At 59.5% G+C, this 20,105-nt stretch carries 18 protein-coding genes and 1 pseudogene; 13 read left to right on the top strand and 6 right to left on the bottom strand.

The annotated features are described in order from the left end of the window. Window positions 1–93: 93 nt before the first annotated feature. The 3 genes from moaC to moaE are packed head-to-tail and all read left to right on the top strand — an operon-like array spanning window position 94 to window position 1,273. Window positions 94–579, top strand: coding sequence for a cyclic pyranopterin monophosphate synthase MoaC (moaC, locus tag CFBP1590_RS21310; protein ID WP_043303085.1), 486 nt, complete (start codon window positions 94–96; stop codon window positions 577–579). Beyond that, window positions 576–821, top strand: coding sequence for a MoaD/ThiS family protein (locus CFBP1590_RS21305; protein ID WP_043303086.1), 246 nt, complete (start codon window positions 576–578; stop codon window positions 819–821). Before moaC ends, CFBP1590_RS21305 begins: the two co-directional genes overlap by 4 nt. A gap of 2 nt (window positions 822–823) precedes the next feature. After that, complete coding sequence (gene moaE / locus CFBP1590_RS21300; protein WP_088235870.1) at window positions 824–1,273, top strand: molybdopterin synthase catalytic subunit MoaE; 450 nt, start codon at window positions 824–826, stop codon at window positions 1,271–1,273. 121 nt (window positions 1,274–1,394) lie between these two features. On the opposite strand, the pseudogene rhlB reads toward moaE, so the two are convergent. Together rhlB and CFBP1590_RS21290 are read right to left on the bottom strand one after the other, a co-directional pair. Further along, window positions 1,395–2,699: pseudogene (gene rhlB, locus CFBP1590_RS21295) on the bottom strand (ATP-dependent RNA helicase RhlB); the annotation flags it as partial. Between the two features lie 279 nt (window positions 2,700–2,978). Next, window positions 2,979–3,638 (bottom strand): alpha/beta hydrolase, encoded by a 660-nt coding sequence (locus tag CFBP1590_RS21290; RefSeq protein ID WP_088235869.1) that lies wholly within the window; start codon window positions 3,636–3,638, stop codon window positions 2,979–2,981. A 482-nt stretch (window positions 3,639–4,120) separates the two neighbouring features. Between CFBP1590_RS21290 and CFBP1590_RS21285 the strand changes: the two genes are divergently transcribed. From CFBP1590_RS21285 to CFBP1590_RS21250, 8 genes are all read left to right on the top strand, one after another. Beyond that, window positions 4,121–5,149, top strand: a complete 1,029-nt coding sequence (locus CFBP1590_RS21285) for an amino acid ABC transporter substrate-binding protein (protein ID WP_004886204.1) — start codon at window positions 4,121–4,123, stop codon at window positions 5,147–5,149. A 70-nt stretch (window positions 5,150–5,219) separates the two neighbouring features. Continuing rightward, window positions 5,220–6,401 carry an amino acid ABC transporter permease gene (locus tag CFBP1590_RS21280; protein ID WP_004886201.1) on the top strand — a complete coding sequence of 394 codons (1,182 nt, stop codon included), beginning with the start codon at window positions 5,220–5,222 and terminating at the stop codon, window positions 6,399–6,401. A 10-nt stretch (window positions 6,402–6,411) separates the two neighbouring features. Continuing rightward, on the top strand, window positions 6,412–7,509 hold the full coding sequence (locus tag CFBP1590_RS21275; RefSeq protein WP_004886199.1) for an amino acid ABC transporter permease: 1,098 nt from the start codon (window positions 6,412–6,414) through the stop codon (window positions 7,507–7,509). A gap of 10 nt (window positions 7,510–7,519) precedes the next feature. Then, a complete protein-coding gene (locus CFBP1590_RS21270; protein WP_004886196.1) occupies window positions 7,520–8,284 on the top strand; it encodes an amino acid ABC transporter ATP-binding protein in 765 nt (254 codons plus the stop codon). A gap of 165 nt (window positions 8,285–8,449) precedes the next feature. Next, window positions 8,450–9,682 (top strand): CynX/NimT family MFS transporter, encoded by a 1,233-nt coding sequence (locus tag CFBP1590_RS21265; RefSeq protein WP_088235868.1) that lies wholly within the window; start codon window positions 8,450–8,452, stop codon window positions 9,680–9,682. An 84-nt stretch (window positions 9,683–9,766) separates the two neighbouring features. Then, complete coding sequence (locus tag CFBP1590_RS21260; protein WP_004886192.1) at window positions 9,767–10,258, top strand: nuclear transport factor 2 family protein; 492 nt, start codon at window positions 9,767–9,769, stop codon at window positions 10,256–10,258. After that, window positions 10,251–10,604: a GIY-YIG nuclease family protein gene (locus tag CFBP1590_RS21255; protein ID WP_074454506.1), complete on the top strand. Its 354-nt coding sequence runs from the start codon at window positions 10,251–10,253 to the stop codon at window positions 10,602–10,604. The genes CFBP1590_RS21260 and CFBP1590_RS21255 overlap by 8 nt, the downstream gene beginning before the upstream one ends. Window positions 10,605–10,668: 64 nt before the next feature. Further along, window positions 10,669–11,601, top strand: a complete 933-nt coding sequence (locus CFBP1590_RS21250) for a glutathione S-transferase family protein (RefSeq protein ID WP_088235867.1) — start codon at window positions 10,669–10,671, stop codon at window positions 11,599–11,601. Window positions 11,602–12,136: 535 nt separating this feature from the next. Here CFBP1590_RS21250 and CFBP1590_RS21245 read toward each other — a convergent pair. After that, on the bottom strand, window positions 12,137–12,487 hold the full coding sequence (locus tag CFBP1590_RS21245; RefSeq protein ID WP_088235866.1) for a glutaredoxin family protein: 351 nt from the start codon (window positions 12,485–12,487) through the stop codon (window positions 12,137–12,139). Between the two features lie 5 nt (window positions 12,488–12,492). Further along, window positions 12,493–13,494, bottom strand: coding sequence for a nucleoid-associated protein YejK (gene yejK, locus CFBP1590_RS21240; protein WP_029241554.1), 1,002 nt, complete (start codon window positions 13,492–13,494; stop codon window positions 12,493–12,495). Between the two features lie 394 nt (window positions 13,495–13,888). On the opposite strand from yejK, the gene CFBP1590_RS21235 reads away from it, so the two are divergent. Beyond that, the gene (locus CFBP1590_RS21235) at window positions 13,889–14,170 is read left to right on the top strand and encodes an HU family DNA-binding protein (RefSeq protein WP_004882926.1); all 282 of its coding nucleotides are present in this window, start codon (window positions 13,889–13,891) and stop codon (window positions 14,168–14,170) included. Window positions 14,171–14,786: 616 nt separating this feature from the next. On the opposite strand, the gene rlmF is transcribed toward CFBP1590_RS21235, so the two are convergent. Together rlmF and CFBP1590_RS21220 are read right to left on the bottom strand one after the other, a co-directional pair. Further along, a complete protein-coding gene (gene rlmF, locus CFBP1590_RS21225; RefSeq protein WP_088235864.1) occupies window positions 14,787–15,800 on the bottom strand; it encodes a 23S rRNA (adenine(1618)-N(6))-methyltransferase RlmF in 1,014 nt (337 codons plus the stop codon). A gap of 164 nt (window positions 15,801–15,964) precedes the next feature. Beyond that, window positions 15,965–18,811 carry a valine--tRNA ligase gene (locus tag CFBP1590_RS21220; RefSeq protein ID WP_088235863.1) on the bottom strand — a complete coding sequence of 949 codons (2,847 nt, stop codon included), beginning with the start codon at window positions 18,809–18,811 and terminating at the stop codon, window positions 15,965–15,967. Window positions 18,812–18,992: 181 nt separating this feature from the next. Here CFBP1590_RS21220 and CFBP1590_RS21215 point away from each other — a divergent pair, with 181 nt between their 5' ends. Further along, the gene (locus CFBP1590_RS21215; protein WP_088235862.1) at window positions 18,993–20,093 is read left to right on the top strand and encodes an RHS repeat-associated core domain-containing protein; all 1,101 of its coding nucleotides are present in this window, start codon (window positions 18,993–18,995) and stop codon (window positions 20,091–20,093) included. Window positions 20,094–20,105 lie beyond the last annotated feature (12 nt).

Here is a 20,105-nt window from a genome sequence, read left to right as displayed (position 1 = left end):
CCGCGTCCGATCAGGTGACTGACCTGGCAGCTCCTCCAGCCCTATCCCACACATTTAGGTTTACAATCCCCGCTCCTGTTCAGGAGTAGAACTGTGCTGACTCATCTCGATTCCCAAGGCCGTGCCAACATGGTCGATGTCACCGATAAAGCGGTGACGTCCCGTGAAGCCGTGGCCTGTGCGCGTGTGCGCATGCTGCCGACGACCCTGCAAATGATTGTCAGCGGCGGTCACCCCAAGGGTGATGTCTTCGCTGTGGCCCGTATCGCGGGTATTCAGGCGGCGAAGAAGACCAGCGATCTGATTCCTTTGTGCCATCCGCTGATGCTGACCAGCGTCAAGGTCGAACTCAGCGCCGAGGGTGACGACTCAGTACTGATCATGGCGCGCTGCAAACTGGCCGGGCAGACCGGTGTGGAAATGGAAGCCCTGACGGCCGCCAGTGTCGCGGCGCTGACGATCTATGACATGTGCAAGGCGGTGGATCGCGGCATGGTCATCGAATCGGTCCGCCTGCTGGAAAAGCTCGGCGGCAAGAGCGGTCACTTCGTCGCCGACGATGTGGAGGCAGGGCAATGAAACTGCAGGTTCAGTATTTCGCCCGCTATCGCGAAGCGCTGGGTCTGGACAGCGAGCGGATCGAAGGTGATTTCGCAACCCTGGACGCCTTGCGTCAGCACCTGCTGCAGCGTGGCGAAGCCTGGCAGGTGCTGGGTGAGCAGAACGTGATGTGCGCCCGCAATCAGGAGCTGTGCCCGCTGGACGAGCCTTTGCAGGATGGCGATGAAGTGGCGTTCTTTCCTACCGTGACTGGAGGCTGATCATGGCGGTTCGCGTGCAATCTGCTGCGTTCGATCCGGGCACAGAAGTCAACGCGCTGCATGCGGCCAATGTCGGCATCGGAGCGGTGGTGAGTTTTGTCGGTTACGTGCGGGACTTCAACGACGGTCGCGAAGTGTCGGGCATGTTTCTGGAGCACTATCCAGGCATGACCGAAAAGGCATTGGCGAAGATCGTTGTCGAAGCCGAGCAGCGCTGGCCTTTATTGCGGCTGGACGTGTTGCATCGGGTCGGCGCACTTGAGCCGGGCGAGCCCATCGTGTTCGTTGGCGTCGCCAGCGCCCATCGTCAGGCCGCGTTCGAGGCCTGTGACTTCGTCATGGACTACCTGAAAACCCGCGCGCCGTTCTGGAAACGTGAGAACACCCCTGAAGGCGAGCGTTGGGTAGAAGGGCGTGACAGTGATCATGCAGCGGCTGACCGCTGGAAGTGAGATGACTTGTCCCTGATCGTTCCTCACGCTATGCATGGGAATGCCTCTCAGGACGCTCCGCGTCCCGGGCAGCGTGCCAACGCGGGGCATTGGCACGATCATCTTTCAGGCGGGAAAACACTCAAGTCGTGCGACGCACCACTGCACGCAGCAGTTCGGTCGGCGGGGTTTCGCAGCTGATTTTGCGGCCCAGCTTCTCTTCGATGGCTGGCAACTGATACGAGTCATCCTCACCTGCGAAGCTGATCGACACGCCGTCGGCGCCGGCGCGCCCTGTGCGGCCGATGCGGTGCACATAATCATCCGGCACTTCCGGCAGGGTGAAGTTGATCACATGACTGATGCCGTCGATGTGAATGCCGCGACCGGCCACATCGGTGGCGACCAGTACACGAATCTTGCCTTCGCGGAAGCCTTCCAGTGTCTTGATCCGCTTGTGCTGAGGCACATCGCCTGAGAGTTGCGCGGCGTTGACGCCGTCACGCACCAGGCGTTCTTCGATGCGACGTACTTCGTCCTTGCGGTTGGCAAAGACCATCACGCGTTCCCAGCCGTTGTCGTTGACCAGGTTGTACAGCAGCTTGTATTTGTCGGCACCGGCCACGGCGTAGATATGTTGCTCGACGTTGTCACTGGCAACGTTGAGCGACTCGATCTCGACGATGGACGGATCCGTGGTCCATTGCTTGGCCAGGTTCATGACGTCTTCAGTGAAGGTGGCCGAGAACAGCAGGGTCTGGCGTTCACCCTTGTGCGGCGTCTGGCGGATGATCTGACGCACTTGCGGGATGAAGCCCATGTCCAGCATGCGGTCGGCTTCGTCCAGCACCATGACTTCGACCATGTCCAGATGCACCTCGCCGCGCTGGTTGAAGTCCAGCAGGCGGCCCGGCGTTGCAACCAGAATGTCGCAGTGACGGGCTTCCAGCTGCTTGAGCTGCTTGTCGAAGTCCATGCCACCGACGAACGTCATGACGTTCAGGTTGGTGTACTTGGTCAGGTCGGCGGCGTCCTTGGCAATCTGCACCACCAGTTCACGGGTCGGCGCGATGATCAGGGCACGTGGCTCGCCCATGTAGCGCTCGGCAGGTGGCGGAGTCTGGGTCAGTTGCTCGATGATCGAGATCAGGAAGGCTGCGGTTTTGCCGGTGCCGGTCTGCGCACGACCAATCGCGTCCTTGCCCTTGAGGGTGTAGCCCAATACGCCTGCCTGGATCGGCGTGCAGTAAGGGAAGCCCAGGTCCTGTATGGCGTGCATCAGCTCGGGCGCGAGGTTGAAATCGTGAAAGCGGGTTTTGCCTTCCTGCGGCTCAACGACGAAATCTTCGAGTTTCCACGCTGGAGCAGGGGGCTTTTCCACACGTTCGCGACGTGGGCGCTCGGCCCTGGGCTTGTCGGAGCGCGGTGCTCTGGCTTTGGCAGGCTCGACAGCCATGTCGGCCACCTGAGCGGGGCGGTCATGATTCTGGCCCTTATTCTGCTCTTGAACGGGCATGACTGGGGCGGGGGCAGGTGCTGCCGGAGCAGGCGCGAGCTGTTCGGCCTCGCTTTTACCGAACATCTTTTTGAGTGCTTTGAGCACGGTCATCTCGTCAATTGGTTAAGGAATGTACGCCGAGCAGTGTAAAGCAAGAACCGTGCTCGGCGTAGTGTCATCCGTGTTGCGCTACAGAACCGATCGGTCCAGAGCGCTGCAAAGCGGATTTCAGCGCAGCTTTTCAGCCAGCCATACGCCAATGTCCTGAATTTCCTGCGGTAACACTTGGTGCCCCATTGGGTACTCCTGCCATTGAGCGGTGACACCTTGCGCCTTCAAATGCTCGTAGGCGGTCCGGCCCATGACGTTGTGCACCACCTCGTCGTGCTGGCCGTGCAGGCAGAGGGCAGGAATGCGCTGCTGGCTGGCCGACAGCGTCATCTGATTATTGAATGTCGGTGCATAAGTGGAGAGCGCCAGAACACCGCCGAGCGGCCCCTGCCAACGCAGATAGCCTGCGTGCAACACCACCGCGCCGCCCTGGGAAAAGCCTGCCAGAAAGATTCGCGCCGGGTCGATGCCGCTATCACGTTGTTGCTCGATGAGGTTCAACACCTGCTGCGCCGAGGCTTCCATCTCGTCGTGATCAATGGCGCGGGCCTCGCTGCTCATGGCTTTGATGTCATACCAGCTCGGCATCTGATAGCCGCCGTTGACGGTCACCGCGCGGGTCGGCGCTTGAGGGAGAACGAAGCGGGTGCTCAGCAGCGACTCCTGCAGAGCTTCGGCCACTGGCAGAAAGTCGTAGCGGTCGGCACCCAGGCCGTGCAACCAGATGACGCACGCATCCGGTGCGCGGGATGGTTCAAGAATCAGGGGGTCGCTCATGACTGCTCCATTTTTGTGCGCTGGCGCTTTTTGGGCGCATTAATAAAGTGCGCAGCTTGTTTGAATATGAAAGAAGATGTCGCAACGGTACAAGTTTTTGTCTTGACCTGTCACTAATTCAACATCGCCAGCATGCTGGTACGGGCTTTGCTACAAGACGTCTGGAGACTGAGTGCTCTCATCGTTCGGTAACACTATAAAGCTATTACTTGTAACGGTCGAAACGCAGCACGGAAGTCCATGCGTCAGGATTCGCGGCACGATTCAACCTGTACCGTTAGGGTTCGGGAAAGCACGGGGCGACAGTCCATGGGACCGATTCGAATGATGGTGAGGCCTGACAGGATGATCTTTCAGGTGCTTCATGATTCAGGTCCGGCCACGCATGACCCAAAAAAAAGCCAGCACGGGTCATTAACGCCTCACAAGGGTGCGATGCCACTGAAACTCCCACACAACAAAGAGCAAACTGGAGATTTTGAATGAAGATGTTGAAATCCACCCTGGCGGTAGTCACAGCTGTAGCAGCACTTGGCGTGGCGGGGGCTGCTAACGCAGGTGCCACACTCGATGCTATTCAGAAGAAAGGGTTTGTTCAGTGCGGCGTCAGCGATGGCCTGCCAGGTTTTTCCGTTCCGGATGCTACCGGCAAGATCACCGGTATCGACGCTGACGTGTGCCGCGCCGTTGCCGCAGCCGTGTTTGGCGATGCGACCAAGGTCAAGTTCAGCCAGTTGAACGCCAAAGAGCGTTTCACTGCACTGCAATCGGGCGAAATCGACATCCTGTCGCGTAACACCACCTGGACCAGTTCGCGCGATTCGGGCATGGGCCTGGTTTTCGCCGGCGTGACCTACTACGACGGCATCGGCTTCCTGGTGAACAAGAAGCTGGGCGTCAACAGTGCCAAGGAACTGGACGGTGCGACCGTTTGTATCCAGGCTGGCACCACCACCGAGCTGAACGTCTCTGACTACTTCCGCTCCAACGGCCTGAAATACACCCCGATCACATTCGACACCTCCGACGAAAGCGCCAAGTCGCTGGAAGGCGGCCGTTGCGACGTGCTGACCTCCGACCAGTCGCAGCTGTACGCACAGCGCAGCAAGCTGGCCAAGCCGGACGACTACGTCGTTCTGCCGGAAGTGATCTCCAAGGAGCCGCTGGGCCCGGTCGTACGTAAAGGCGACGAAGAGTGGTTCTCCATCGTCAAGTGGACCCTGTTCGCCATGCTGAACGCTGAAGAGGCCAAAGTGACCTCCAAGAACGTTGAAGCAGAAGCCAAGTCGACCAAGAACCCGGACGTTGCCCGTATGCTCGGCGCTGACGGTGCCTACGGTGCCGACCTGAAGCTGCCGAAGGACTGGGTCGTACAGATCGTCAAGCAGGTAGGTAACTACGGCGAGATGTTCGAACGCAACCTGGGCGAGTCCACCCCGCTGAAAATCAAGCGTGGCCAGAATGCCCTGTGGAACGCTGGTGGCATCCAGTACGCTCCGCCTATTCGCTGATTGACCCGGCGCCCGACAGGCTTCCCAGCCTGTCGGGCGTTGTTCTGTTGGATTTTTCCTGGGGCATTTCATGGAAAAGCAAATCGTCGCACCCAAGCAAAAGCTCACCCTGAGCGATCCGAAAGTGCGCGCGTGGTTGTTTCAGATCATCACTGTCATTGCGGTGGTCTCGTTGGGCTGGTTCATGTTCGACAACACCCAGACCAACCTCCAGCACCGGGGTATCACGTCCGGTTTTGGCTTTCTTGAGCGCAGTGCCGGCTTTGGCATTGCTCAGCATCTGATCGATTACAGCGAAGCGGACAGCTATGCCCGCGTATTTGTCATCGGCCTGCTCAACACCCTGCTGGTCTCGGTCATCGGTATCATCCTGGCGACCCTGCTGGGCTTCATCATCGGCGTTGCCCGTCTGTCTCCGAACTGGATGATCAGCAAACTGGCCACGGTGTATGTGGAGGTCTTCCGCAACATCCCGCCACTGCTGCAGATCCTGTTCTGGTACACCGCGGTCTTCCTGACGCTGCCCGGACCACGTCAGGCCCATGGCTATTTCGACATGTTCTTCGTCAGCAGCCGTGGCCTGAACATGCCCCGAGCGATGCCGGCCGAAGGCATGACAGCGTTTCTGGTCAGCGTGCTGATCGCCATCGTTGCCATCGTGATGATGGTGCGATGGGCCAACAAGCGTTTCGAAGCCACCGGTCAGCCGTTCCACAAGTTCTGGGTAGGCCTGGCATTGCTGCTGGTCATTCCCGGCCTGAGCATGCTGGTGTTCGGCAGCCCTGTGCACTGGGAACTGCCACAACTCAAGGGCTTCAACTTCACCGGTGGCTGGGTGCTGATCCCCGAGCTGATCTCGCTGACACTGGCGCTGACCATCTACACCGCGGCGTTCATCGCCGAGATCGTGCGTTCGGGCATCAAGTCGGTCAGCCATGGCCAGACCGAAGCCGCTCGCTCGCTGGGGCTGCGTCCGGGTCCTACGCTGCGCAAGGTCATCATTCCGCAGGCATTGCGAGTGATCATCCCGCCGTTGACCAGTCAGTTCCTGAACCTGGCGAAGAACTCTTCGCTGGCGGCAGCCATCGGTTATCCGGAAATGGTTTCCCTGTTTGCCGGTACGGTGCTCAACCAGACCGGACAGGCCATTGAAGTCATTGCCATCACCATGAGCGTGTACCTGGCGATCAGTATCAGCATTTCCCTGCTGATGAACTGGTACAACAAGCGCATTGCGCTGATCGAGCGGTGAGGAAACGCGCATGACAACCCATACTTTCAAACCTGATATGCCACCGCCCGGCAAAGTGTTCGGACCGATGGCGTGGATGCGGCAGAACCTGTTCTCCAGCTGGATCAACACGATCCTCACGCTGCTGTCGCTGTACCTGATCTACCTGATCGTCCCGCCGATGATCAGCTGGGCACTGCTGGATGCGAACTGGATCGGCACCACCAAGGAAGATTGCACCAAGGCTGGCGCCTGCTGGGTATTCATTCAGCAGCGTTTCGGCCAGTTCATGTATGGATACTTCCCCACCGAATTGCGCTGGAGGGTCGATCTGACCGCCATCCTCGCCATCGTGGGGGCTGCACCGCTGTTCATTTCGAAATTCCCGCGCAAGGCCCTCTACGGTATCGCTTACCTGGTGATCTACCCGGTCGTTGCGTTCTACCTGCTGCACGGTGGCGCATTCGGTCTGAGCAATGTGCCGACCAGCCAGTGGGGCGGCCTGATGCTGACGCTGGTCATCGCCACGGTCGGTATCGCCGGTGCGCTGCCGCTGGGCATTCTGCTGGCACTGGGGCGTCGCTCCAACATGCCGGCGGTGCGCGTGGTGTGCGTGACCTTCATCGAGTTCTGGCGCGGCGTGCCGTTGATCACGGTGCTGTTCATGTCCTCAGTCATGCTGCCGCTGTTCATGCCTGAAGGGATGAACTTCGACAAGCTGCTGCGGGCGCTGATCGGCGTCATCCTGTTCCAGTCGGCCTACGTCGCCGAAGTGGTGCGCGGTGGCATGCAGGCGATTCCAAAGGGTCAGTACGAAGCGGCCGCTGCCATGGGCCTGGGTTACTGGCGCAGCATGGGTCTGGTGATCCTGCCTCAGGCGTTGAAGATGGTTATTCCCGGCATCGTGAATACCTTCATCGCGCTGTTCAAGGACACCAGCCTTGTGATCATCATCGGCCTGTTCGACCTGCTCAACAGCGTCAAGCAAGCCACCGCCGACCCGTCATGGCTGGGTATGGCCACCGAAGGCTATGTCTTCGCGGCCCTGGTGTTCTGGATCTTCTGTTTCGGTATGTCCCGCTATTCCATGCACTTGGAACGTAAGCTGGACACAGGCCACAAGCGTTAGGAGTTTTGACATGAGTGAAGTTATCACCAAGCCTCTGGGCGCTGAAGGCATGATCCGCATGGAGGGCGTCCATAAATGGTACGGCCAGTTCCATGTGCTCAAGGACATCAACCTGAACGTGCGTCAGGGCGAGCGTATCGTATTGTGCGGCCCGTCGGGCTCGGGCAAGTCGACCACCATTCGCTGCCTGAACCGTCTGGAAGAGCACCAGCAGGGCCGGATCATCGTTGACGGAACCGAGCTGACCTCGGACCTGAAGCAGATCGAAACCATCCGCCGTGAAGTCGGCATGGTGTTTCAGCATTTCAACCTGTTCCCGCACCTGACCATCCTGCAGAACTGCACGCTGGCACCGATGTGGGTTCGCAAGATGCCGAAGAAGAAAGCCGAAGAAATCGCCATGCATTACCTGGAGCGCGTCCGCATTCCAGAGCAGGCGCATAAATTCCCGGGCCAGCTCTCCGGCGGTCAGCAGCAGCGTGTGGCGATTGCCCGTGCGCTGTGCATGAAGCCCAAGATCATGCTGTTCGACGAGCCGACCTCGGCACTCGACCCGGAAATGGTCAAGGAAGTACTCGACACCATGGTCGGCCTGGCGGAAGAGGGCATGACCATGCTGTGCGTGACCCACGAGATGGGCTTTGCCCGCACCGTGGCGAACCGGGTGATCTTCATGGACAAGGGTGAGATCGTCGAACAGGCTGCGCCGAACGACTTCTTCGACAACCCGCAAAGCGACCGTACCAAACTGTTCCTCAGCCAGATCATTCACTGAGCCACAGCGGCAACACAGAAAACCGGGCCTCGCGCCCGGTTTTTTCATTTCTGGTGTCAGGCCTGGTTTGTATGCAATCTCGCCTGAACCTTGTATTCCACATCGTTCTCCAACAGGATACTTGCCCCCTGAAACGGGTCGACATACCTGATTGCCGAGAAATAGATGACTGCCAAGGCTCAACCCAGCCCCGACTCTGCTACTGCCCCGATTCCTCCGATCCTCAAGCGCCCCTGGCTGTTGCTGCTGGGTCTGGTGCTGGTGGCTCTTAACCTGCGCCCGGCGCTGTCCAGCATCGCGCCCTTGCTCAATGACGTGTCCGACAGCCTGGGCATGTCGGCTGCCGAAGCGGGCCTGCTGACCACCTTGCCGGTGCTGTGCCTGGGCCTGTTCGCACCGCTGGCACCGATTCTGGCACGCCGCTTTGGCAGTGAGCGGGTCGTTCTGGTGATTCTGCTGATGCTCGCGTCGGGTCTGGCAGTGCGCAGTCTGTTCGGTGAATTCGGCCTGTTCACGGGGAGCCTGATGGCGGGCGCGAGCATCGGCATCATCGGCGTGCTGCTGCCGGGCATCGTCAAGCGCGACTTCCCGAAGCAGGCGGGTGCCATGACCGGTGTCTACACTATGGCGCTGTGTCTGGGTGCGGCCATCGCAGCGGGCTCCACCGTGCCGCTGAGTCATTACCTCGATGACAGCTGGCAGATCGGTCTGGGGTTCTGGCTGATTCCCGCACTGATCGCAGCGCTGCTCTGGCTGCCGCAAGCCCGGGAAAAACATGGCACGCATCGCGATGTTTATCGGGTCAAAGGCTTGCTGCGTGATCGGCTGGCCTGGCAAGTAACGCTTTACATGGGGCTGCAGTCTTCGCTTTCCTACATCGTGTTTGGCTGGCTGCCGTCGATTCTGATCGGCCGCGGTATGACCCCGACCCAGGCAGGTCTGCTCCTGTCGGGCTCGATCATCGTGCAGGTCATCAGCGCCCTGAGCGCGCCCTGGCTGGCGACACGCGGCAAGGATCAGCGTCTGGCAATCATGCTGGTCATGTCGCTGACCCTCACCGGATTGTTCGGCTGCCTTTATGCGCCGCTGGAAGGTCTGTGGGGCTGGGCGATTCTGCTGGGGCTGGGGCAGGGCGGTACGTTCAGTCTTGCGCTGGCGTTGATCGTGTTGCGTTCACGGGATTCCCATGTCGCGTCCAATCTGTCGAGCATGGCGCAAGGTTTCGGCTACACCATCGCCTCGATGGGGCCGTTTGCGGTCGGCGTCGTGCACGACGTGACTGGCAACTGGAATGCGATTGGCTGGATCTTCGCCGTATTGGGTCTCGGCGCCATGATCGCGGGGATGGGCGCGGGTCGATCGTTGTACGTGCAGGTGAGCAGTGAGAAGGTCCAATAACCTTATTTGTTTGCTAAATGTTGGTAGCTCCCGACGCGTTTGCCGCTTATCGTGCACGCATCTTTTGCCAAGGGATCTGCACGCATGAGTTACGAAGAAGACAGTCAGGCCAACAGCGCTCTCATCACCCGCTTTTATGAAGCGTTCGCTCAGCTGGACGCCGAGGCGATGAGCGCCTGTTACACCGACGATGTGCTGTTCAGCGATCCGGTGTTCGGCGAGTTGCGTGGCCGTCAGGCAGGTGACATGTGGCGCATGCTCACGTCGCGTGCCAAGGACTTCTCGGTGGTGTTCGATCAGGTGCGTGCCGACGACCGTTCGGGGAGCGCCCACTGGGTGGCGACCTACCTGTTCAGCCAGACCGGCCGCACGGTGGTCAACGACATTCAGGCGCGCTTCGTGTTTCGCGACGGCCTGATCTGCGAGCACCATGACCATTTCGACCTGTGGCGCTGGTCGCGCCAGGCCCTGGGTGCAAAAGGCCTGCTGCTGGGCTGGACGCCGATGGTGCAGAACGCGATCCGCGGCCAGGCGCAGAAGGGGCTGAAAACCTTTACCGAGAGCCGCCGTGCCTGAGCCATGTGCAGTCGCTGCCGAGTCGATCAACGAGCCTCTGGTCTGCAAGCCCTGGTTCGTTTATCTCGTGCGCGCTGCCAATGGTGCGTTGTACTGCGGCATCAGCGATGATCCTGTCCGACGCTTTGCCGCTCACCAGAGCGGCAAGGGCGCGCGCTTTTTCTGTTCAAGCCCGGCCGTGGCGCTGGTGTATGTCGAACAGCACGTCAGCAAGGGCGAAGCCCTGCGTCATGAGCGGCTGATCAAGAAGCTGCGCAAGACGGCCAAGGAGGTGCTGGCTGCCAGCTACAAGGGTGTGCCGGTTCAGGTATCGATCAATGAGCGTGATGTTGTGTCATCCACCTGAGGCGGTAGGCTGTCAGGGAGGTGCGGGGTAAGCTGTCTGCTTTCCACGCGCCCTGAGGCTGAACATGTCCGAGTTGATTCTCCACCATTACCCCACCTCGTTGTTTGCCGAAAAAGCCCGTCTGATGCTGGGTTTCAAAGGGCTTCCCTGGCGCTCTGTGACCATTCCATCGATCATGCCCAAACCTGACCTGACTGCGCTGACCGGCGGTTATCGCAGGACACCGGTCTTGCAGGTCGGTGCGGATATCTATTGCGATACAGCCCTGATGGCGCGCCGGCTGGAACAGGAAAAGGCTTCCCCGACGTTCTACCCGGAAGGTCAGGAATTTACCGTCGCCAGCCTGGCCGCCTGGGGCGATTCGGTGCTGTTCATGCACGCGGTGAGTCTGGTGTTCCAGCCGGAATCGCTGGCCGTGCGCTTTGCCAAAGTCCCGCCCGAGGCCGCCAAGGCATTCGTTGCAGATCGTTCATCGCTGTTCACCGGCGGCAGCGCAACGCGCCTGAGTGCCGAGCAGGCCAAACATCAGTGGCCGACGTTCATGGCACGTTTGGAGTTGCAGTTGTCACGCAATGGCGACTTCCTGTTCGGTGAGCCTTCGATTGCTGATTTCAGCGTGGCGCACACCCTGTGGTTCCTCAGGCAGACGCCTGTAACGGCACCGTTTGTGGATAACTACCCTGGGGTCAGTGCATGGCTTGGCCGCGTGCTGGGCTTTGGCCACGGCTCGCACAGCGACCTGAGTTCGGCCGAGGCCATCGAGATTGCCAGAAATGCCACGCCAGCGGCGTTGCCTGGCGAGGCATTCGTAGACCCCAATGGCTTCAAGGCAGGCGATCAGGTGGCGATCTCTGCGACTGACTACGGAGTTGATAGCGTAGAAGGCGAGCTGGTGTTTGCGGGGACTGAGGAGCTGATCCTGCGACGCGAGGATGATCGAGCGGGTATGGTGCATGTGCACTTCCCGAGACTCGGTTTCAAGATCGAGAAACGGTAAGCGGCAACTGATCGTTCCGCGTCACATTCGAGAGCGGACGCGGAGCGTCCTGGGAGGCATGCCCACGCTGGAGCGCTCATCGTTATACACAAGTCATCTGGCTATCCGGAGAGACAGCGGCACTGACGTGCTTTTGTAGCCGCGATGGCATGAACACCGCAGAACGCGACGTGGGTGAAGGCTGAGTCCTGGCGCTGATTCGGGGGGCAATCGGCATGGATGCCGATTGAGCTGCACTGGGCCATGGATGGCCCATTTGCAGCGACCCCCGAATCAGTGTCAGGACGAAGGAACCCCGGCGAAGCCGGGGCCGGAACCGGAGCAAAAGGCTTTGCTTACTTTGGCCTCTCAAAGTAAGTCGCCGAGGGGCGAAAAGGTGACTTCAGCCATGCGCTCGGCTCACTGAGTCCGCAGTCTGTGCCATTTGTGACGCGGAGCGTCACGGGAGGCATGCCCACGCGGAGCGATGGGCACGATCAGTGTTGAGGCTGACTTGTGTATAACGATGAGTTCTCTGCATGGGCACGATCAGCATCTATTTCAGCGCCGCCAGTATGTCATCCGGTGCAAAGCCGCGAATAAGCGTCCCGTTGACGTCGATCAGCGGAATACCACGTCCGCCCAATGCTTCGTATGCCTTGCGGCCTTCCTCGGATTTTTCGATGTCGTATTCCTGATACGCAATACCCTTGCTGTCGAGAAAGCGACGGGTCTGTTTGCAGTAGCCGCACCACTCGGTGGCGTACATCACCACCTTCGCCTGGCTGTAGCTTTGCGCAACGCTCACAGGCGGCGGATTGACGAAGTTCTCGATCCTGCCCCAGTTCTGATAGATCACCACCACCAGCATGATCAGGGCGACCTTCTTGAGCGTGCGCATCAGCATGTCGTTTACCGCCGCTTCAACTGATCGGTCAGTTGGGTCGGCAGGCCTTTGATGATCAGCGTGCCTGCCGTTTCGTCGTACTCGATCTTGTCGCCCAGCAGGTGCGCTTCGAAACTGATCGACAGGCCTTCGGCACGACCGGTGAAGCGGCGGAACTGGTTGAGGGTGCGCTTATCCGCAGGGATCTCCGGAGACAGGCCGTAGTCCTTGTTGCGGATGTGGTCGTAGAACGCTCGCGGACGCTCTTCATCGATCAGTTCGGACAGTTCCTCCAAACCCATCGGCTCGCCTATTTTGCTCTGGCTGCTGGCGTAGTCGACCAGAGTCTTGGTCTTCTCGCGAGCGGAGTCCTCGGGCAGGTCTTCGCTTTCGACGAAGTCACTGAAGGCCTTGAGCAGGGTGCGGGTTTCGCCCGGCCCGTCGACGCCTTCCTGGCAGCCGATGAAATCGCGGAAGTACTCCGAAACCTTCTTGCCGTTCTTGCCCTTGATGAAGGAGATGTACTGCTTGGATTGCTTGTTGTTCTGCCATTCCGAGATGTTGATACGCGCCGCGAGGTGCAACTGACCCAGATCCAGATGACGCGACGGGGTCACGTCCAGCTCGTCATTCACGGCCACGCCTTCGCTGTGGTGCAGCAGGGCGATGGCCATGTAATCGGTCATGCCTTGCTGGTAGTGAGCGAACAGAACGTGACCGCCGACCGACAGATTGGACTCTTCCATCAGCTTCTGCAGGTGCTCCACGGCCACGCGGGAAAACGCCGTGAAGTCCTTGCCGCCCTCCAGGTATTCCTTCAGCCAGCCGCTGAAGGGGTGCGCGCCGGATTCGGCGTGGAACAGTCCCCATGCCTTGCCCTGTTTGGCGTTGTAGTTCTCGTTGAGGTCGGCCAGCATGTTCTCGATGGCCTGAGACTCAGCGAGTTCGGAGTCGCGTGCATGGAGAACAGCGGGCGTACCGTCGGGTTTCTTGTCGATCAGGTGGACGATGGAATGACGGATCGGCATGGGCTTCTCGGCTGAAAAAAGATGAAGAGCGTGCAGCTCGGTGCAAGGTCGTCAGTGTAACGCAGGCTTGGCTGCAATGGCCTTGAAGGGGCTGGTTTTCGCCGTACTGGCCCTGCAGCTGGTTAAATACTGCACAATTACTGTTAAAAGCTGACCAAAAGGATAGGTAGAGGCGGATATTTACCCGGCTCTGTGCTAGTTTTGCGCGGTCTTGCGCACCTTAGCGCGTCAAGCATGCAGATTGTGTACGCGTAGGCCGAACCAATATCCGGTTTCAGTATCTACATTTCGCGATTAATCGTGGCTGCTAGCGGGTGGCCAGGTTCATTGCCTGGCTACTGGCCGACGTTGCGCTCTGCAATCCAAATGAATTTGATAGGGAAGGAACACCACCATGGCTCTTACTAAAGACCAATTGATCGCCGATATCGCTGAAGCTATCGACGCGCCAAAAACCACAGCGCGTAATGCTCTTGAGCAATTGGGCCAAATCGTTGCCGACCAGTTGGAAAACGGCGCAGAAATCACCCTGCCAGGCATCGGCAAGCTGAAAGTCACCGAGCGTCCAGCTCGCACTGGCCGTAACCCTTCGACTGGCGCAGCCATCGAAATCGCTGCCAAGAAAGTCGTCAAGTTCGTACCAGCCAAAGTGCTGACCGACTCGATCAACAAGTAAGCACACGCTTGTTGTTGAAAAAGCCGTGCACCGGATAACCGGGCACGGCTTTTTTGTGGGCGTATGGAATGCATGGTTGATCGTTCTCGCGCCGCTGCGCTCATCGTTATATGCAAGTCATCTGGTTATCCAGTGAGGCAGCGGCACTCATGTGCTTTTGTAGCGCGGTAGTAAGAACACCGCAGATCGCGACGTGGGTGAAGGCTGAGTCCTGGCGCTGATTCGGGGGCAATCGGCGTGGATGCCGATTGAGCTGCACTGGGCCATGGATGGCCCATTTGCAGCGACCCCCGAATCAGTGTCAGGACGAAGGAACCCCGGCGAAGCCGGGGCCGGAACCGGAGCAGCGGGCTTTGCCTACTTTGGCCCCTCAAAGTAGGTCGCCGAGGGGCGAAAAGGTGACTGGAGCCATGCGCTCGGCTCACTGAGTCCGCAGTCTGTGCCATTTGTGACGCGGAGCGTCACGGGAGGCATGCCCACGCGGAGCGATGGGCACGATCAGTGTTGAGGCAGACTTGTGTATCCCTGATCGCCACGTTCCTGCGTGGTAACGACGCCCAGGACGCTCCGCGTCCGCTCTTGCTATCCCACGCACCTCAAGCCGCAGGTAACTCCGTCATTGCGAGGCAGTGGTCTGCCGCCATGCACTCTGCTGCGCCTTGTCCAGAAAGGTCCAGGCCACAAAGCGGCTCTGTTTCTGCCCCTGACCCATTTCCACCACCTTGACCTCCAGCGCGCCGGCTTTCTTAAGCGCCGTTTGAATCGGTGGCAGGTTGGAGGCTTTGGACACCAGCGTACTGAACCACAGCACCTGAGTCGGGATCAGTGCGCTTTCCTGGATCAGTTGAGTGACAAAGCGGATCTCGCCGCCTTCGCACCACAGCTCTTGAGACTGCCCGCCAAAGTTGAGCACCGGCAGTTTGCGTTTCGGGTCGGCCTTGCCGAGTGCGCGCCACTTGCGCTGACTGCCGCGCTGCGCTTCTTCCAGCGAAGCGTGGAAGGGCGGGTTGCAGAGGCTCACGTCGAAGCGTTCGGCGCTGTCGAGCAGCCCTGAGAGGATGTGCTTGCGATTGGCCTGCAAACGCACGCTGATGGCCTTGTGCAGGTTGTTGGCTTTGACGATGGTGGTCGCCGCCGCGATTGCCGTGCTGTCGATGTCCGAACCCACGAAGTGCCAGCCATAGTCACTGTGCCCAAGCAGCGGATAAATGCAGTTGGCGCCGGTGCCGATGTCCAGCGCCTTCACGGAGGCGCCACGCGGGATCTCGCCGCCATTGCCCTCGGCCAGCAGGTCGGCCAGAAAATGCAGATAGTCCGCACGGCCTGGAATGGGCGGGCACAGGTAATCCGCCGGGATGTCCCAATGGGCGATGCCGTAGAACGCCTTCAGCAGCGCGCGGTTGAATACCCGCACGGCCTGCGGGTTGGCGAAGTCGATGCTTTCCTTGCCATAGGGATTGAGGATCACGAACTTCACCAGCTCAGGGCTGGACTTGATCAGCTTGGGAAAGTCGTAATGCCCCTGATGCCGGTTGCGCGGGTGCAACGTGGCTTTCTCGCGGGGTGGCGCAGGCTTGACGTTGCGCTGGGGCTTTTTGCGGGGAGGTTTGGGTTTTTCAGACGTGGTCATGGAGGGCGTTGCTCTGAGGATGCGAATGCCGAGTCCCGTAATAACGCGCTTGCCCGCGACCGCGTACGTTCAGCCAATGGTGCTCGACTGGCGTGATGCGGTCGCGGGCAAGCGCGCTGTTACAGATTCAGCTCAACCAGCCCTTTCAGGCTGGTGGCTTGCGTTTACAGACTGGCGATACGTGCGTGTTGCTCGGCCAGCTTGCCCAGAGCCTGTTCGGCTTCGGTCAGTTTGGCGCGTTCCTTGGCGATGACTTCAGGCGGCGCCTTGTCGACGAACGCGGCATTGGACAGCTTGCCACCCACGCGTTGCACTTCGCCCTGCAGGCGCTGGATTTCCTTGTCCAGACGCGCAAGCTCTGCGCCCTTGTCGATCAGGCCGGCCATGGGCACCAGCACTTCCATGTCACCGACCAGCGCGGTCGCGGACAATGGCGCTTCGGCACCGTCGGTCAGCACGGTCATGGATTCCAGCTTGGCCAGTTTCCTGAGCAGGTAATCGTTTTCGCTCAGGCGACGCTGGTCTTCGGTGGTCACATTCTTGAGGAACAACTGCAGGGGCTTGCCCGGACCGATGTTCATTTCCCCACGAATGTTACGCACGGCCAGCATCAGGCACTTGAGCCACTCGATGTCGTCTTCGGCGGCCTGATCGATGCGTGCTTCATTGGCCACCGGCCACGCCTGCAGCATGATGGTCTTGCCTTCGACGCCTGCCAGCGGCGCAAGGCGCTGCCAGATTTCTTCGGTGATGAACGGCATGAACGGATGCGCCAGACGCAGCGCAACTTCCAGTACGCGCACCAGGGTGCGACGTGTGCCGCGCTGACGCTCGACCGGCGCGGTTTCGTCCCACAACACAGGCTTGGACAATTCCAGGTACCAGTCGCAGTACTGGTTCCAGATGAACTCGTACAGCGCCTGCGCTGCGAGGTCGAAGCGGAACTGGTCGAGTTGACGGGTCACTTCGGCTTCGGTGCGTTGCAGCTGCGAGATGATCCAGCGATCCGCCAGGGACAGTTCGACGGCTTCGCCGTTCTGGCCGCAGTCTTCGCCCTTGTCGAGCACGTAGCGCGCCGCGTTCCAGATCTTGTTGCAGAAGTTGCGGTAGCCTTCGACGCGGCCCATGTCGAACTTGATGTCGCGACCGGTGGACGCCAGCGAACAGAAGGTGAAGCGCAGGGCATCGGTGCCGTAGCTGGCGATGCCGTCGGCGAACTCCTGGCGGGTCTGCTTCTCGATCTTCCTGGCCAGTTGTGGCTGCATCAGGCCGCTGGTGCGTTTCTGCACCAGGGTTTCCAGATCGATACCGTCAACGATGTCCAGCGGGTCCAGGACGTTGCCCTTGGACTTGGACATCTTCTGGCCTTGGCCATCACGCACCAGACCATGCACATAGACGGTCTTGAACGGCACTTGCGGCGTGCCGTCCTCGTTTTTCACCAGGTGCATGGTGAGCATGATCATCCGGGCGACCCAGAAGAAAATGATGTCGAAACCGGTGACCAGTACGTCGGTTGAGTGGAAGGTTTTCAGCGCTTCGGTCTTTTCCGGCCAGCCAAGCGTGGAGAAGGTCCACAGGCCCGAACTGAACCAGGTGTCGAGAACGTCGTTGTCCTGCTGCAGCGCAACGTCCGGCCCCAGATTGTGTTTGGCACGTACTTCGGCTTCGTCGCGGCCGACATAGACCTTGCCCGACTCGTCGTACCAGGCCGGAATGCGATGGCCCCACCAGAGCTGACGGCTGATGCACCAGTCCTGGATGTCGCGCATCCACGAGAAGTACATGTTTTCGTACTGCTTGGGCACGAAGGCGATGCGGCCGTCTTCGACCGCAGCGATGGCCGGCTCGGCCAGTGGCTTGGTGGACACGTACCACTGATCGGTCAGCCACGGCTCGATAATGGTGCCGGAGCGGTCGCCTTTCGGGACTTTCAGGGCGTGATCGTCAACGCTGACCAGCAGGCCTGCGGCGTCGAAGGCAGCCACAATGCGCTTGCGGGCTTCAAAGCGGTCCAGACCTGCGTATTCAGCAGGCAGGGTGCCGTCGACGGTGTCGTTCAGCGTGCCGTCGAGGTTGAACACCTGAGCGGCAGGCAGCACGGCGGCGTTCTTGTCGAAGATGTTCAGCAGCGGCAGGTTGTGACGCTTGCCGACTTCATAGTCGTTGAAATCGTGGGCCGGGGTGATCTTCACGCAACCGGTGCCGAATTCAGGGTCGCAATAATCGTCGGCAATGATCGGGATGCGGCGACCGACAAGAGGCAGTTCCACGAACTTGCCGATCAGCGCCTTGTAACGCTCGTCCTGTGGATTGACCGCGACAGCTGCGTCACCGAGCATGGTTTCCGGGCGCGTGGTGGCAACGATCAGGTAGTCCAGACCTTCAGCGGTTTTTGCGCCGTCGGCGAGCGGGTAGCGCAGGTTCCACAGATTGCCTTTCTCGTCGTGGTTTTCCACTTCAAGGTCGGAGATGGCGGTGTGCAGCTTGGTGTCCCAGTTGACCAGACGCTTGCCGCGATAGATCAGGCCGTCTTCGTGAAGGCGCACGAAGGCTTCTTTTACGGCCTCGGACAGGCCGTCATCCATGGTGAAGCGCTCGCGGCTCCAGTCAACGGACGAGCCCAGGCGACGGATCTGACGGCTGATGTTGCCACCGGATTCGGCTTTCCACTCCCAGATCTTGTCCAGAAACTTCTCGCGGCCGATGTCATGACGGCTCACACCCTGGGCTTCGAGACGACGCTCAACCAGCATTTGCGTGGCGATACCGGCATGGTCGGTGCCCGGCTGCCACAGGGTGTTGCGACCCTGCATGCGACGGAAACGGATCAGGGCATCCATGATCGCGTTATTGAAGCCGTGGCCCATGTGCAGGCTGCCGGTGACGTTCGGCGGCGGGATCATGATGGTGTACGAGTCACCCGCGCCTTGAGGAGCGAAGTAGTTCTCGGACTCCCAGGTCTGGTACCAGGAAGTTTCGATGGCGTGCGGCTGGTAAGTCTTGTCCATGCGCGGCGGGAACCTGTGGCATTGATTCGGAAACCGGCAAGTATAGCCCTGTGGGCAAGGGACAAGCCACAGGCGCTGGGCGACTGGTTGACTGCTTTCCTCGTAGAACTGTCAGTTAACAGCGGATGGGCGAGGAATAACAATCAGGTTTTCAGCCTCTGATTGCAGGGCGTGTGCCGCCATGACCGATGCTCTCGAAACCATACGCACACTGTGTAGATACCGCCATGACGCGCAGGATCGTCTTGCCATTGTCGACCCAGGCGCTCAAGACTCAGTGTTGCGCTTCTATCAAAAGAGTCGTTTGACGGTCGAGATACAAGGCGCGGTGCGTCGCCGCATCTTTCAAAGTGGAGACCATTTGTTGGCTGAGCACAGCACGGAGGGTTCCGCTGCACGAGTGGACATGCTCGGGACTGACGCACAGCGCAGCGTGCTGCATGCTGTGGCTGCGCATGAGCGTCAGTCGCTGGTTTACAGCCCTTATGGCCATCGCTTGCAAGGCGCTAAGGTATCGGGTTTCAACGGGGAGCGTGCTGATCCGGTGACCGGGCATTATTTGCTGGGTAATGGTTATCGAGCTTTCAATCCGGTCCTGATGCGTTTCAATCAGCCGGATACCCTGAGCCCGTTTGGTCGGGGCGGCTTGAACGCTTATGCCTATTGTCTGGGGGATCCGGTTAACCGGAGTGACCCAAGCGGGCATAGTCCTGCAATTTTTTCTCTGGCTCATTTTCCTGATGAGATTCTGGAACAGGTGTTCAAGCACCTGCGCGGAGAAGACCTGGTCAGTATGAGCAGGACGTCTTCCAGGATGGCCAGGGTTGCATCGGGATTGCCAAATTCGGGGGTCTCAAAAATTCCCACAGTTGATACCCAAGCTCCACAGGCGCTACAAACAATTAAAGGCGACCTGAGTGGCGAGGCGCTAGGTGTTTTGCCTTCAGCGCTAAAGCGCAACGCGTTATATAGAGCAAGGTTTGAGCGAGCGGCGGTAAACACTCAGGAAAGGATGAGTCGTGAAATAGGAAGGGTTCACAACCAAAAACAGTTACTGCTTGATCGCGTTGCAGACCGGACCAATGCCAGTTACTCCGCATTTGAGGCGCAGATCATTCGTGATCGGCAGCGTCACGCTGACAGTGCTGTTGCGTTACGGGGTGTTAATCGGGCAATGAGCAACTATCGTGAATTGGATCGCCTCGAAAACTCGCTCATTCATGAGCAAGCAGACTTGGGGCGTCTGGCAGACGACATACGCCGCAACCTTGACCCTCGATAGCAAAATACCGGC

The sequence above is a fragment of the Pseudomonas viridiflava genome, assembly GCF_900184295.1.
Lineage (GTDB): Bacteria > Pseudomonadota > Gammaproteobacteria > Pseudomonadales > Pseudomonadaceae > Aquipseudomonas > Aquipseudomonas viridiflava.
This window is presented reverse-complemented; position numbering and strand designations above follow the sequence as displayed.